At 71.7% G+C, this 13755-nt stretch carries 11 protein-coding genes; 2 read left to right on the plus strand and 9 right to left on the minus strand.

Going from position 1 to position 13755, the window contains the following annotated elements:
• Positions 1-2: 2 nt before the first annotated feature.
• The 7 genes from ACLJTM_RS25730 to ACLJTM_RS25760 all read right to left on the minus strand — a co-directional run bounded on the left by ACLJTM_RS25730 (position 3) and on the right by ACLJTM_RS25760 (position 8077).
• Positions 3-1820: a branched-chain amino acid ABC transporter permease gene (locus ACLJTM_RS25730; RefSeq protein ID WP_411106086.1), complete on the minus strand. Its 1818-nt coding sequence runs from the start codon at positions 1818-1820 to the stop codon at positions 3-5.
• Positions 1821-1825: 5 nt separating this feature from the next.
• Complete coding sequence (locus ACLJTM_RS25735) at positions 1826-2755, minus strand: branched-chain amino acid ABC transporter permease (RefSeq protein ID WP_411106087.1); 930 nt, start codon at positions 2753-2755, stop codon at positions 1826-1828.
• A 120-nt stretch (positions 2756-2875) separates the two neighbouring features.
• On the minus strand, positions 2876-4105 hold the full coding sequence (locus tag ACLJTM_RS25740) for a branched-chain amino acid ABC transporter substrate-binding protein (protein ID WP_411106088.1): 1230 nt from the start codon (positions 4103-4105) through the stop codon (positions 2876-2878).
• A 301-nt stretch (positions 4106-4406) separates the two neighbouring features.
• Entirely contained in the window at positions 4407-5075 is a 669-nt protein-coding gene (locus tag ACLJTM_RS25745; RefSeq protein WP_411106089.1) for a Tat pathway signal sequence domain protein, read from the minus strand.
• Positions 5072-5221 (minus strand): hypothetical protein, encoded by a 150-nt coding sequence (locus ACLJTM_RS25750; protein WP_411106090.1) that lies wholly within the window; start codon positions 5219-5221, stop codon positions 5072-5074. Before ACLJTM_RS25750 ends, ACLJTM_RS25745 begins: the two co-directional genes overlap by 4 nt.
• Before the next feature lie 57 nt (positions 5222-5278).
• Positions 5279-5737, minus strand: a complete 459-nt coding sequence (locus tag ACLJTM_RS25755) for a PaaI family thioesterase (protein ID WP_411106091.1) — start codon at positions 5735-5737, stop codon at positions 5279-5281.
• A gap of 54 nt (positions 5738-5791) precedes the next feature.
• Positions 5792-8077 (minus strand): FdhF/YdeP family oxidoreductase, encoded by a 2286-nt coding sequence (locus ACLJTM_RS25760; RefSeq protein ID WP_411106092.1) that lies wholly within the window; start codon positions 8075-8077, stop codon positions 5792-5794.
• Between the two features lie 104 nt (positions 8078-8181).
• On the opposite strand from ACLJTM_RS25760, the gene polA reads away from it, so the two are divergent.
• Positions 8182-10905: a DNA polymerase I gene (gene polA, locus ACLJTM_RS25765; protein WP_411106093.1), complete on the plus strand. Its 2724-nt coding sequence runs from the start codon at positions 8182-8184 to the stop codon at positions 10903-10905.
• A gap of 40 nt (positions 10906-10945) precedes the next feature.
• Here the strand turns inward: polA and ACLJTM_RS25770 are convergent, their stop codons facing one another.
• The gene (locus ACLJTM_RS25770; RefSeq protein WP_411106094.1) at positions 10946-11809 is read right to left on the minus strand and encodes a DUF4184 family protein; all 864 of its coding nucleotides are present in this window, start codon (positions 11807-11809) and stop codon (positions 10946-10948) included.
• 207 nt (positions 11810-12016) lie between these two features.
• Between ACLJTM_RS25770 and ACLJTM_RS25775 the strand changes: the two genes are divergently transcribed.
• Positions 12017-13303: a lytic transglycosylase domain-containing protein gene (locus tag ACLJTM_RS25775; RefSeq protein ID WP_411106095.1), complete on the plus strand. Its 1287-nt coding sequence runs from the start codon at positions 12017-12019 to the stop codon at positions 13301-13303.
• A gap of 18 nt (positions 13304-13321) precedes the next feature.
• On the opposite strand, the gene ACLJTM_RS25780 is transcribed toward ACLJTM_RS25775, so the two are convergent.
• Entirely contained in the window at positions 13322-13720 is a 399-nt protein-coding gene (locus tag ACLJTM_RS25780) for a DUF6234 family protein (RefSeq protein WP_411106096.1), read from the minus strand.
• Between the last annotated feature and the right edge of the window lie 35 nt (positions 13721-13755).

Here is a 13755-nt window from a genome sequence, read left to right on the forward strand (position 1 = left end):
GATCAGGCCCCTGTCTTGCCGAGGACTGTGGGCGCTTCGAGGTCCTTGTGGAGTTCGAGCTGGTTGCGCCGGTTGGGGATGAGGCCTTCGGGGCGCAGGCGCATGAGGACGACGAGCGCGATGCCGAAGGCGAGGAGCTGGATGTCGCCGAAGTCCTGAAGCTTGTTGGGGATCAGGAAGAGGAGGGCGCCGCCGACGAGGGGGCCGGAGATGGTGCCCATGCCGCCGAGGACGACTGCGGCGAGGAGGAAGGCGGAGTTCGGGGGTACGGCGTTGGCGAAGACGTACTGGTCCGGGGTGACGGTGTAGTTCACGTGGGCCTGTACGGCGCCGGCGAGGCCGGCGAGGGTGGCGCCGAGGGCGAAGGCGATGAGTTTGACGCGGAAGCCGTTGATGCCCATGGCTTCGGCGGCGGTTTCGTCTTCGCGGATGGCGACCCAGGCGCGGCCGATGCGGGATTCGGCGCTGCGGCGGAAGACCATGATCACGATGAGGGTGATCAGGAGCATCAGGAAGAAGTAGTTCGCGAAGCGGCCGATGGTGAATCCGGCGAGGATGTGGCTGGCGCCGAAGTCGAATCCGAAGAGGTTGATGTTGGGGACGCCGGCGATGCCGTTGGGCCCGTTGGTGAGGTCGGGGCCGGAGACGCCGTCGAGGTTGCTCATGGAGATGCGGAAGATCTCTCCGAAGCCGAGGGTGACGATGGCGAGGTAGTCGCCGCGCAGGCGGAGGGTGGGGGCGCCGATGAGGACGCCGAAGACGAGTGAGGCGCCGGCGCCGATGAGGATGGCGGCCCAGAAGGGGAAGTGCACTCCGAAGGGGGAGTTGGGGGAGCCGGAGACGAGGGCGGCGGTGTAGGCGCCGACGCCGAGGAAGGCGACGTAGCCGAGGTCGAGGAGGCCGGTGAGGCCGACGACGATGTTCAGGCCGAGGGCGACGGTGGCGAAGATGAGGATGTTGACGCCGAGGGTCGCGTACTGGTCGTCGGTCTGGGTGAGGGGGAAGGCGGCGGCCGCGACGAAGGCGCCGACGAGGGCGACGTTGCGGTGCTTGTTGGTGAGGGTGGTGAAGCGGCCTACCAGGCCGGCTTTGTGGAGGGCGCCGAAGCCGAAGCCGGCGATGATCAGGAAGCCGAGGAAGAGGTCCTGGTAGGGGGTGGTGACGCCGTAGGTGAAGACGCCCAGGGCGAGGGCGAGGACGGCGGCGATGATGAGGAGTTCGGCGTAGGCCGGGAGGGCGCGGGCCGGGGCGGGGGTGTGGCCGGCGTGGGCGGCTTTGGTGACGGCCCAGCTGTTGCCGATGTTGTGCTTGGTCTGCTCCCAGCGGGTGTCTTCGGGGTCCGCGGGTTCGAGTGCGGGGCGTTCGAAGGGCAGGGAGCGGGCGCCGAGGTAGGCGGTGGCGGCGGTGGCGAGGGCGACGTAGGCGCCGGGTTCGAGGTTGACCAGGCCGCCGAGGGTGTCGCTGATGGCCCACGCGGTGTAGGCCATGGTCAGGAGGGTGCCGAGGGAGGCGAGTTTGAGTGCGGCGTCGGCTCCTGCGGGGGTGATCCAGCGCAGGCCCTTGATGCCGTAGGAGGAGAGGCCGAGGAGGGTGGTGAGGGCGCCGCCGACGAGGACGAGCCACTGGAGGCCGCCGGGGTAGCCGTAGACGGTGAGGTCGCCGGGGAAGGCGGACGTCCAGGTCCAGGCGAGGAAGCAGGAGACGATGGTGAGGGCGCCGCCTGTGGTGGCGAGGGCGCGGGCGGTTTTCTCGGAGAGGGAGATTCCCGCGCGTCCGGTGGTCTCGGTCTGCTGCGTGGTGTCCGTGGTGGTTGTCGTCATGGTTCTCACGCCCTGTCCGCCACGCGCTCACCCAGCAGGCCCTGGGGCCGGAAGAGGAGCACGAGGATGAGGAGTACGAACGCCCAGGTGTTGCCCCAGGACTGGCCGCCGAGCTGGCTCATGCCGGGGACGTCGGCGATGTAGGCGGTGGTCAGGGTTTCGGCGAGGCCGAGGACCAGGCCGCCGATCATGGCGCCGTAGATGTTCCCGATGCCGCCGAGGACGGCGGCGGTGAAGGCTTTGAGGCCGAGGATGAAGCCCATGCGGTAGTTGACTTCGCCGTATTTGAGGCCGTAGGCGACGGCTCCGATCGCGGCGAAGGCGGCGCCGAGGGCGAACGCGATCGTGATGATGCGGTCGGTGTTGATGCCCATGAGCTTGGCGGTGTCGGGGTCTTGGGCGGTGGCCTGCATGCCGCGGCCGGTGCGGGTCTTCTTGACGAAGAAGCCGAGGAAGGCCATGGAGATGGGGGCGGCGATCAGGAGGAAGACGTCACCGGTCTGGATGGTGATGCTGCCGAGGTGGAAGGGGCCGCCGGGGATTTCCGGGAAGACTCGGGAGGACTTCGCGTCGGGGTACCAGGCCCATACCGCCTGCTGGAGGACGATGGAGAGGCCGATGGCGGTGATGAGCGGCGCGAGTCGGGGAGCGCTGCGCAGGGGGCGGTAGGCGAAGCGTTCGGCGCCGACGGCTATGAGGGTGGCGATGATGATCGCCCCGATGATCATGAGGGGCAGGGCGACCCACATGGTGGTGCCGCCGGGGAGCATCAGCCAGACCGTGAGGGCTCCGAACCCGCCGGTCATGAAGATCTCGCCGTGGGCGAAGTTGATGAGCTGGACAATGCCATAGACCATCGTGTAGCCGATGGCGACGAGCCCGTACATGGATCCCAGTAGCAGGCCGTTGACCAGCTGTTGCGGCAGTTCGTGCACCGCAGGTCCTCCGAGTCTTTCGACGGATGTGACACCGCGCGGGGCGCTGTGTGCGCGCCCCGCGCGGTAAGAGGGGTGGTGGTGCTAGCGGTGGCGGGAGGGCCTGCTAGCGGGGGGAGGTCAGCTGAGGGTGCCGGATTCGACGGCCTTGAAGTCGTCGCCCTCGACCTTGTAGACGGTGAGCTGCTTGTTGGTGGCGTCACCGAACTCGTCGAAGGCGACCTTGCCGGTCACGCCGTCGAAGGAGACGTTCTGGACGGCTTCGAGGACCTTGGCGCGGGCGTCGGTGGGGAGCTTGCCGTCGTTGGCTTCGACGACCTTCTTGACGCCCTCGATGATGGCCCAGGCGGAGTCGTAGGAGTAGCCGCCGTAGGCGGAGAAGTCGTCCTTGTAGCCGGCCTTCTTGTAGTTCTCGATGAACTCCTTGGCGGACGGCAGGGACTCGACGGGGGCGCCGACGGAGGTGCAGAGGTCTCCGGCGGCGGTGGCGCCGGCGAGCTCGACGAACTTCTTGTCCTTGATGCCGTCGCCGCCGATGAGCGGGATGTTGGCGCCGGAGGCCTTGATCTGCTTGCTGAGCGGGCCGGCTGCGGGGTACTCGCCGCCGTAGTAGACGACGTCGGCGCCGGAGCTCTTGACCTGGGTCACGATCGCCGAGAAGTCCTTGGACTCGGGGTCGATGTGGCCTTCGCCGGCGACGGCACCGCCGAGCTTGGTGAACTCGGTCTTGAAGGTGCCGGCGAGGCCTGCGCCGTAGGTCTTCTTGTCATCGATGATGAAGACCTTCTTCTTGCCCGCCTTGTTGAAGAGGTACTGCGCCGCGTAGGGGCCCTGGATGGCGTCCGTGGTGGCGGTGCGGAAGTAGCTCTTGTAGGTGCGGGCCTTCTGGCCTTCGGCCCACTTGGGGCCCTGGGTCAGGGAGGGGCTGGTGTTGGCCGGGGAGATCTGGACGAGCTTGGCGTCGTCGAAGACCTTCTGCATCGACTCGGAGACCGAGGAGTTCAGGGGGCCGACGACACCGAGGACGTTCTTGTCCGCGGTGAGCTTGGTGGCGTTCTGCTGGCCGGAGGAGGCCTGTGCCTGGTCGTCCAGGGCCGTGAACTTGAAGGTGACGCCCTTGACGTACTTCTTCTCGTTGGCCTGCTTGACGGCCAGCTCGGCGGAGTTCTTGATGCCGAGGCCGAGGGCCGAGAGGTCGCCGGTGAGCGGGGCGTCGACGGCGATGGTGACCGTGGTGTCGCCTCCGCCGGAGTTGTCGCCGGCCTTGTCGTCGCGCGAGCCGCAGGCGGTGAGAGTGAGGGCACCCGCGGCGAGGGCGGCCGTCACGGCGATGAGCTGACGATGACGCACGTTCAGTCCTTTCCTGGCGCCGCGTCCCCCGTGGGACGCGCCGAGTCGAACGCGGGGAACCGAAGTGAGGGGAATCCGGCGGTCGCGGTAACTGGCCGTGACTCTAAGCGGCTCATCGGGGGATATGGAGGGCTGAGGCCAAGGATGTGACTCTCTTGTTATGCCACGGCGTAATACATAGCGGATCTCTGAGGGTGGAACGGGGGAATTCAGGCCGGTTCGTCGTGTCCGCATGCTGGGACGGGCAAGGACTGTCGGCTGGTTTGGGTCCTGTCATTCCAGGAGTCTTGGGGCGTTTGACTCATGACCGAGGGGAGGGGGAGGTGTCTCGATCTTCGGGACAGGCCCTGGTCAGGGCGACGGAGAGATCCCTGGCATATCGGTCACCGGGGATGTAACTGTGATCCTCTTTCTGCATTTCATTACTGAGGGTTACTTCCAGGAATGGCAGGCCCGAATTCCGTGCCACATGCACGCAGTCTTTGGCTTCAATCGTCAGCAGCAGCTCGACCACTTCTCCCGGGCCGACCGTGACGGGCAGATGTGGCCGGACCGTCACGCTGAGCGCCCGGGACGGCTGGCCGATGCGCTCCACCGTGACCGGGGGGCCGCCCGTGTTCCGCACACGGACAGTGAACGCGAAGTCGGGCCGGCCGGCGGTGGGCGGCCGTGGCTCACCGTAGTTCAGCGCCAGGGTCTGGGAGGGGGCCGCCGGGGGCAGGGGAGCCGCCTGCTGCGGGCGCGTGGCGTGGTAGCGGGCGGCGCTCGCCGCCACGACGCCGGCCGCGGCCAGTGCGACCAGGGGCCGGCGGTGGCGGGCCGCCAGGGCTCGCAGGCGGTCGGTGCGCCGGGCGAGCGGGCCGGGGGCGGGCGTGCGGGGGCCCGTGCCCGCGTCGTGCTCGTCCCTGGGGCCCTCGGTGCCCTCGCCCGGTTCCACGGGCCCGATGCCGCCGCCGGTGAGGCCGCTCACCGGGGTCCGCCGATCGCGGCGCCGGCGCGGCAGTGGTGGACCGCGAGGGAGGCCGCGCGGGAGGCGGCACGGGAGGCCGCGCGGGCGGCCGGGCGCGCCGTCCGTGCGCGTGCGGCGGCGTGGCGCGGCGCCGGTCCGGATCCCATGCGGGGAACGCTAGACCGGCGCCGGAGGTCGCACAACTGCCCGTCTCGGCCTTGTCGTTAAGAGTCCGTGTCGCGCAGCAGGCAGGTCAGCCTCGCGGTGCAGACGCGGCGGTCCTGCTCGTCGGTGACCACGATCTCGTACGTGGCGGTGGTGCGGCCGCGGTGCACGGGGGTGGCGACCCCGGTGACCAGGCCGGAGCGGGCTCCGCGGTGGTGCGTGCAGTTCAGGTCGACGCCGACGGCGATCTTGGTGATGCCGCCGTGCAGCATGGCGCCGACCGAGCCGAGGGTCTCGGCGAGGACGGCGGAGGCGCCGCCGTGCAGCAGGCCGTAGGGCTGGGTGTTGCCCTCGACGGGCATGGTGCCCACGACGCGGTCGGCGGAGGCCTCCAGGATGCGGATGTCCATCCGCTCGCCGAGGTGGCCCGCCGAGAACAGCGAGGGCAGGTCGATGCCCAGGGCCGCGTACTCGTCGAGCACCTCCTGCGGGAACTTCACTGCGTGCTGCTCGCCCATGGGCAGGCTCCGTTCGTCAACGATCGTTAACCATCTTGTCCTGGGGTCGTTCTATCAGGCCGGTTCGAAGCGCACGACGACGGACTTGCTCGCGGGGGTGTTGCTGACGTCCGCGGTGGCGTCCAGCGGCACCAGGACGTTGGTCTCCGGGTAGTAGGCGGCGGCGCAGCCGCGGGCCGTCGGGTAGTGCACGACGCGGAAGCCGGGGGCGCGCCGCTCCACGCCGTCCTTCCATTCGCCGACCAGGTCGGTGTAGGAGCCGTCGGCCAGGCCGAGTTCGGCGGCGTCCTCGGGGTTGACCATGACGACGCGGCGGCCGCCGGTGATGCCGCGGTAGCGGTCGTCGAGGCCGTAGATCGTGGTGTTGTACTGGTCGTGGCTGCGCAGGGTCTGCAGGAGCAGCCGGCCGGGCGGGACCTTCGGGTACTCCACCGGTGCGGCCGTGAAGTTGGCCTTGCCGGTCTTCGTGGGGAAGCGGCGCTCGTCGCGGGGGGCGTGCGGCAGCCGGAAGCCGCCGGGGCGGGCGACGCGGGCGTTGAAGTCCTCGAAGCCGGGGACGACCCGGGAGATCCGGTCGCGGATCTTCGCGTAGTCCCGCTCGAACTCCTCCCAGGGGGTCGTGGAGGCCGTTCCGAGGACGGCGCGGGCCATCCGGGCCACGATGGCGGGTTCGGAGAGCAGGAGCGGTCCGGCGGGGGCGAGGTTGCCGCGGGAGGCGTGGACCATGCCCATGGAGTCCTCCACGGTCACGAACTGCTTGCCGCAGGCCTGGACGTCCTTGTCGGTGCGGCCGAGGGTGGGCAGGATCAGCGCGCGCCGGCCGGTGACCACGTGGGAGCGGTTGAGTTTGGTGGAGACGTGCACGGTCAGGGCGGCGCGGCGGATCGCGGCCTCGGTGACCTCGGTGTCGGGGGTGGCCCCGACGAAGTTGCCGCCCATGGCGAAGAGGACCTTGGCCTCGCCGTCGCGCAGGGCCTGGATGGAGCGGACCACGTCGAAGCCGTGGTGGCGGGGCGAGGTGATCCCGAATTCCAGGTCGAGGGCGTCGAGGAAGGCGGGGGCGGGGCGTTCGAAGATGCCCATGGTGCGGTCGCCCTGGACGTTGGAGTGGCCGCGCACCGGGCAGACGCCGGCGCCGGGCCGGCCGATGTCGCCGCGCAGCAGGAGGAGGTTGACCACCTCGCGGATGGTGGGCACGGAGTGCTTGTGCTGGGTGAGGCCCATGGCCCAGCAGACGATGGTGCGCCGTGAGGCGAGGACCATGGCCAGGGCGCGTTCGATCTCGGGGCGGGTCAGGCCGGTGGCGGCGAGGGTGGCGTCCCAGTCCGTCTCGCGGGCCGCGGCCGCGAACTCCTCGTAGCCGTGGGTGTGCTCGCGGATGAACGCCTCGTCGGTGGCGCCGCCCGCCTCGATGACCAGTTTGTTCAGGAGCCGGAAGAGGGCCTGGTCGCCGCCGATGCGGATCTGGAGGAAGAGGTCGTTCAGGGCGGTGCCTTTGAGCATGCCGAGGGGTGTCTGCGGGTTCTTGAACCGCTCCATGCCGGCCTCGGGCAGCGGATTCACCGAGATGATCCTCGCGCCGGCGGCTTTGGCCTTCTCCAGGGCGGAGAGCATGCGCGGGTGGTTGGTGCCCGGGTTCTGGCCGGCGACGATGATCAGGTCGGCCTGGTGGAGGTCCTCCAGGGAGACGCTGCCCTTGCCGATGCCGATGGTCTCGTTCAGGGCGGAGCCCGAGGACTCGTGGCACATGTTGGAGCAGTCGGGCAGGTTGTTCGTGCCGAACTCGCGCACGAAGAGCTGGAAGAGGAACGCGGCCTCGTTGCTGGTGCGGCCGGAGGTGTAGAAGACGGCCTCGTCGGGGGAGTCGAGGGCGTTCAGCTCCTCCGCGATGATCTCGAAGGCCCGGTCCCAGCCGACGGCCTCGTACCGGTCCTCGCCCTCGGGCCCGGTCCCGCGTTCCAGCAGCATCGGCTCGGTGATCCTGCCCTGCTGCCCCAGCCAGTAGCCGGAGCGGCCGGCCAGGTCGGAGAGCGGGTGCGCGGCGAAGAACTCCGGGGTGACCCGGCGCAGCGTGGCCTCCTCGGCGACGGCCTTGGCGCCGTTCTCGCAGAACTCGGCGGTGTGCCGCTTGTCGCCCTCGGGCCAGGCGCAGCCGGGGCAGTCGAAGCCGTCCTTCTGGTTGACCTTGAGGAGCGTGCGGGTGGCGCGGACCAGGCCCATCTGCTGCTGCGCGGCTTTCAGGGTGTACCCGACGGCGGGCAGGCCCGCTGCGGCGTGCCGGGGCGGCGCGACCTGCGGCGCGTCCTGTACGGGATCACCTGCGGGCGGCTTGGCGGCCATGTCGCTCCCCTTCGAGCTGCATTCGCTGACACCTTCGATCCTGTCACGCCCTGCCCCGATCTCCGACGCCGGAATTGTCGGCGGGGCCCCCTAGGATCGGGGGCGTGGCAGATTCAGCATCGAAGAAGACCGACCAGACGACCGCAGCGGGCCGCCCCCGCCTGATGCTCATGGACGGGCACTCCCTGGCGTACCGGGCGTTCTTCGCGCTGCCCGCGGAGAACTTCACGACCGCGACCGGCCAGCCGACGAATGCCGTCTACGGCTTCGCGTCGATGCTGGCGAACACGCTGCGCGACGAGGCGCCCACGCATTTCGCGGTGGCGTTCGACGTGTCCCGCAAGACGTGGCGTTCGACGGAGTTCCCCGAGTACAAGGCGAACCGTTCCAAGACCCCCGACGAGTTCAAGGGGCAGGTCGAGCTGATTGGCGAGCTCCTCGACGCGATGAAGGTGCCGCGTTTCGCCGTCGACGGCTTCGAGGCCGACGACGTGATCGCGACGCTGGCCACGCAGGCGGAGGCCCTCGGCTTCGACGTCCTGATCGTCACGGGCGACCGCGACTCCTTCCAGCTGGTGTCCGCGCACACCACCGTGCTCTACCCGACGAAGGGCGTCTCCGAGCTCACCCGGTTCACCCCGGAGAAGGTCGAGGAGAAGTACGGCCTCACCCCGCAGCAGTACCCGGACTTCGCGGCGCTGCGCGGTGACCCCTCCGACAACCTGCCCGGCATCCCGGGCGTCGGCGAGAAGACCGCCGCCAAGTGGATCATCCAGTTCGGGTCGTTCGCGGAGCTCGTGGAGCGCGCCGAGGAGGTCAAGGGCAAGGCCGGGCAGAACTTCCGGGACCACCTGGAGGCCGTCAAGCTCAACCGGGTCCTGACCGAGATGGTCAAGGACGTCGAGCTGTCCAAGACCCCCGCCGACCTGGAGCGCGCCCCCTACGACCGGTCCGCGGTGACCGGCGTGCTGGACGTCCTGGAGATCCGCAACGCCTCGCTGCGCGAGCGGCTGCTGGCCGTGGACCCGGGCGCGGAGCAGGCGCAGGTGCCCGCACCGGTCGCGGCCGGGGTGGAGCTGGACGGCTCCGTCCTGGGTCACGGCGAACTCGCGCCGTGGCTGGAGGCCCATGCGGGCGGCCCGCTGGGCGTCTCCACCGTCGACAGCTGGGCCCTGGGCCAGGGCAGCATCAGCGAGATCGCGCTGGCGGCGGCCGGCGGTCCGGCCGCCTGGTTCGAGCCCTCCGCACTGGACGAGGCCGACGAGCGGGCCTTCGCCGCCTGGGCCGCCGACCCGGCGAAGCCGAAGGTCGTGCACCACGCGAAGGGCCTGATGCGGGTCTTCCCGGAGCACGGCTGGAGCCTCGCGGGCGTCACCATGGACACCGCCCTCGCCGCGTACCTGGTCAAGCCGGGCCGCCGCTCCTTCGCCCTGGACGCCCTGTCCAACGAGTACCTGCACCGGGAGCTGGCCCCGGCCGCCGCGGACGGGCAGCTGGCCTTCGGCGCCGACGACACGGCGGAGGCCGAGGCCCTCATGGCGCAGGCCCGGGCGGTCCTCGACCTCGGCGAGGCCTTCACGGGCAAGCTCGCCGAGGTGGGCGCGGTGGAACTGCTCCACGACATGGAACTGCCGACCTCCGAGCTGCTGGCCCGGATGGAGCGCTCCGGCATCGCCGCCGACCGCGACCACCTGGAGGCCATGGAGCAGCAGTTCGCCGGCGCCGTGCAGCAGGCCGTGAAGGAGGCGCACGGGGCGGTGGGCCACGAGTTCAACCTCGGGTCGCCCAAGCAGCTCCAGGAGGTCTTCTTCGGTGAGCTGGACCTGCCGAAGACGAAGAAGACCAAGACCGGCTACACCACGGATGCGGATGCGCTGGCCTGGCTGGCCGCGCAGACCGACCACGAACTCCCGGTGATCATGCTGCGCCACCGGGAGCAGGCCAAGCTGCGCGTCACCGTCGAGGGCCTCGTCAAGACCATCGGCGCCGACGGCCGGGTGCACACCAGCTTCAGCCAGACCGTCGCCGCGACCGGCCGGCTGTCCTCCACCGACCCCAACCTGCAGAACGTGCCGGTGCGCACCGACGAGGGCCGCGCCATCCGCCGCGGCTTCGTCGTCGGCGAGGGCTACGAGTCGCTGATGACGGCCGACTACAGCCAGATCGAGCTGCGCGTGATGGCCCACCTCTCCGAGGACGAGGGCCTCATCGAGGCGTTCGCGACCGGTGAGGACCTGCACACCACCGTCGCCTCCCAGGTGTTCGGGGTGGAGCGGACCGCGGTCGACGCCGAGATGCGCCGCAAGATCAAGGCGATGTCGTACGGGCTGGCGTACGGGCTGTCCGCCTTCGGCCTCGCCCAGCAGCTGAACATCGAGCCCGCCGAGGCGCGCGGACTGATGGACACCTTCTTCGAGCGGTTCGGCGGGGTGCGCGAGTACCTCCAGCGCGTCGTGGACGAAGCCCGGGCCACCGGGTACACGGCGACGGTCTTCGGCCGCCGCCGCTACCTGCCGGACCTCAACAGCGACAACCGGCAGCGCCGCGAGGCCGCCGAGCGGATGGCGCTGAACGCCCCCATCCAGGGCACCGCCGCCGACATCGTCAAGGTCGCGATGCTGCGCGTGGACAAGGCGGTCACGCAGGCCGGGCTGAAGTCCCGGATGCTGCTCCAGGTCCACGACGAAATCGTGCTGGAGATCGCCCCGGGCGAGCGGGAGAAAGTCGAGGAGCTGGTGCGCCGCGAGATGGGCGCCGCCGTCGCCCTGCGGGCCCCGCTGGACGTGTCCGTGGGCGTCGGCACGGACTGGGAGTCCGCCGCGCACTGACCGCCGCCGGCCCAACGCCTCCGGACGCCCGTCTCCCTGCCTAAGCCGTGGGGACGGGCGTCCGCGCGTGCGTGTCCCGGTCGGCCGGGCCGGGGCCGCGGCCGGGGCGGTGGCGCAGCCGGACGAGGACCCCGTACAGCAGCAGCCCCACGGCGAGGCCGCCGCCCGCGCCGAAGCAGACGGTCGGGATGATGTCGAGCGGGCTGCTGATCCGGTCGAAGAAGGTGAAGTACCGCACCACCCGCAGCGCAGTCCCCACCGCCGCGCACCCCGCCACCAGCGCGACGGCGAGCACGGTCTCCCCGCGGGTCAGCGCCGGCACCGATACGGGCGCGGCGCAACGGGGCAGCCGCCGCAGGCCGGAAACGGTGAACCAGGCGAGCGCGCAGGCCGCCACCGCCGAACTGCCGTACTGCAGGTACGAGTAGAGCGGCAGGCCGAAGGCGAGCGGCGCACCCAGCTCCGGCAGGGCGTTGGTCCCCCAGCGGTCCAGGTGGGTGAAGCTGTCCCAGACGATGTGGGTCAGCGAGCCCGCCAGCGCCGAGAGGTAGAACCGCAGCGCGAGCGGCAGCAGCCCGCGGCCGCGCCAGTGCTCGCCCCGCACGAAGGAGTGCACCCTGCCCTGCACGCCGCGCGGCAGCAGGGCCAGCAGCGGTTCGCGCAGCAGCAGCCACAGCGCCGCCAGCGCGGCGGTGAGCACCGCGTCCGCCGTGGCCGCGCCGACCAGGGAGTGCGTGAAGTCCCCGTACTGCATGAGGCCGCCGACCACGGCGTCCGCGAAGTAGAACGTGTCCGGGGCGAACGATCCGAGGACCAGCGCCGAGGCCACGAACGGCCCCCGCCCCCGCCCGGTCCGGCGGACGGCGGGCAGGACGGCAGCCGCATGGCTGAGGGTGAACGGCACGACGCCTCTCCTCGGTGGTCCGACGGGCGCCGGCGGACGCCCGGCGCAGCCCTTCGGGCCGTGGCGGCGCCCGCGGCGAAGGGTCCGGACAGTATGCGCGACCGGGTCGGGGACGTGGGGATGTGGTGAAGCCCCCGCCACCGTGCGTGCCCTGTGCAGGGAGTTGGCATAGGGTCACGCGGACGTCGAGGGGGAGGGGTCCGGCTCATGGCGACTCGCATCAGCGGACGAAGGCTGCGCCGGGGCGCGGCGGCCGCCCTGGTCTGCGCACTGGTGACCGCGGCGGTGACCGGGTCCCAGGGCCCGGCCGCCGGACGCGCCGGGCGGACGGCCGCGGCGGAGGCGGCCGCGCAGCCCCTCCCGGCGGCCGCGGCCGGCGGGGACTCCTCGTACTCCGCCGAACTGCCGCCGCCGGTCGGCCAGGAGCCCCCGGCCGTCCTGCTGCCCGAGGGCGGCGCGTCGGCGGCGCCGGTCACGGCGGGTGCGCAGCAGCCGCCCCCCGGGCCCGGTTCCGGACCGGGGGCCGCGGCGGCCGCCGGGGGCGCGCAAGGGATACCGGCGAGCGTGCTCGCCGCGTACCGGCGGGCGGAGCGGACGGTGGCGGCGGGCGACCCCGGATGCGGGCTGCGCTGGCAACTCCTGGCAGCCATAGGCAAGGTGGAGTCCGGACAGGCGCGAGGCGGGCAGGTCGACGCGGCGGGCACCACGCTGCGCCCCATCCTGGGACCCGTGCTCGACGGCAACGGCTTCGCGGACATCCCCGACACCGACGGCGGGGCCCACGACGGGGACGGCCGCCACGACCGGGCCGTCGGGCCGATGCAGTTCATCCCCTCCACCTGGGCCTCCTGGGGGCAGGACGGCGACGGCGACGGCCGGCGCAACCCGAACAACGTGTACGACGCGGCCCTGGCCGCCGGGCGCTACCTGTGCGCGGGCGGCCGTGACCTGCGCCAGGACGCCGACCTGGACCGGGCCGTGCTGTCGTACAACCGGTCCGCGGACTACCTGCGGACGGTACGGTCCTGGTTCACCTACTACCTCAAGGGGACCCGTGAGGTCCCGGACGCCGGAGCCGCGGCCGTGCCCGCGGTGGCGGCCCCGAAGCCGGTCCCGAAGCCGGTCCCGACGCCGGACCCGGGCCCGAAGCCCGCCCCGACGCCGCCGCCTCGCCCGCGGCCCGGGAGCCCGAGCCCGACGCCGAGCCCGGCCCCCACACCGAGCCCGACGCCCACGCCGAGCCCGTCCCGGACGCCCACGCCCACGCCGACCCCCACCCCGACGCCGCCTCCCACCCCGACGCCGACTCCCACGTCCACCCCCACCCCCACCCCGACGGCGGCCCCGACGCCGAAACCCGCCCCCACCGCGGCGCCGGCTCCGACCGCGTCGCCGACCCCGAGTCCCGCGGCCACCGTGGAGCCCGCCCCCGCGCGCTCCGGGACGGCGGGCCGCACGCCGGCGCCGGCCCCGAGCCCGACCGAGGCCCCGTAGCCGGGGGCGCCGGTCCCGTCAGCCGTTGCACCACGGCGCCGACGGGGACTGCAGGCACGGACTCGGCGGAGGCGGGGTGTCCTCGCGGTGCTGGTAGTAGGCCGCGGCGAGGATCAGCACCACCGTCCCCATGGCCATGACGGCCTGGGTCGTGGCGGTCACCCCGCCGCCGGGCCGCCGCGAGGCGCGCAGGCTCGCCCAGGCCATCAGCACCGCCAGCACGCCGACCGGCACCAGGTAGCCCCAGACCGGGTCGGGCCGGGAGTCTCCCTGCGGGTCGAGGTTCCATCCGGACAGCGCCCAGACGAAGAACACCGCGGCGAGGCCCAGGAGTTCGAGCAGGATCAGGCACAGGGCCGTGGCGGTGTCCGCAACGAGGCCCCGGATGCCCCCGGATGGGGCAGGTGAGGTGCTCATGACCGTCAGCCTGCCCGCCGACCGGCCCGCGGGCA

This window comes from Streptomyces sp. cmx-4-9 (genome assembly GCF_046548835.1).
Lineage (GTDB): Bacteria > Actinomycetota > Actinomycetes > Streptomycetales > Streptomycetaceae > Streptomyces.

Bases quoted from the DNA above. Each gene is read 5' to 3' on its own strand.
- ACLJTM_RS25730 (WP_411106086.1), bottom strand. From the start codon at position 1,820: ATGACGACAACCACCACGGACACCACGCAGCAGACCGAGACCACCGGA.
- ACLJTM_RS25750 (WP_411106090.1), bottom strand. From the start codon at position 5,221: ATGGGATCCGGACCGGCGCCGCGCCACGCCGCCGCACGCGCACGGACG.
- ACLJTM_RS25755 (WP_411106091.1), bottom strand. From the start codon at position 5,737: ATGGGCGAGCAGCACGCAGTGAAGTTCCCGCAGGAGGTGCTCGACGAG.
- ACLJTM_RS25760 (WP_411106092.1), bottom strand. From the start codon at position 8,077: ATGGCCGCCAAGCCGCCCGCAGGTGATCCCGTACAGGACGCGCCGCAG.
- ACLJTM_RS25775 (WP_411106095.1), top strand. From the start codon at position 12,017: ATGGCGACTCGCATCAGCGGACGAAGGCTGCGCCGGGGCGCGGCGGCC.
- ACLJTM_RS25780 (WP_411106096.1), bottom strand. From the start codon at position 13,720: ATGAGCACCTCACCTGCCCCATCCGGGGGCATCCGGGGCCTCGTTGCG.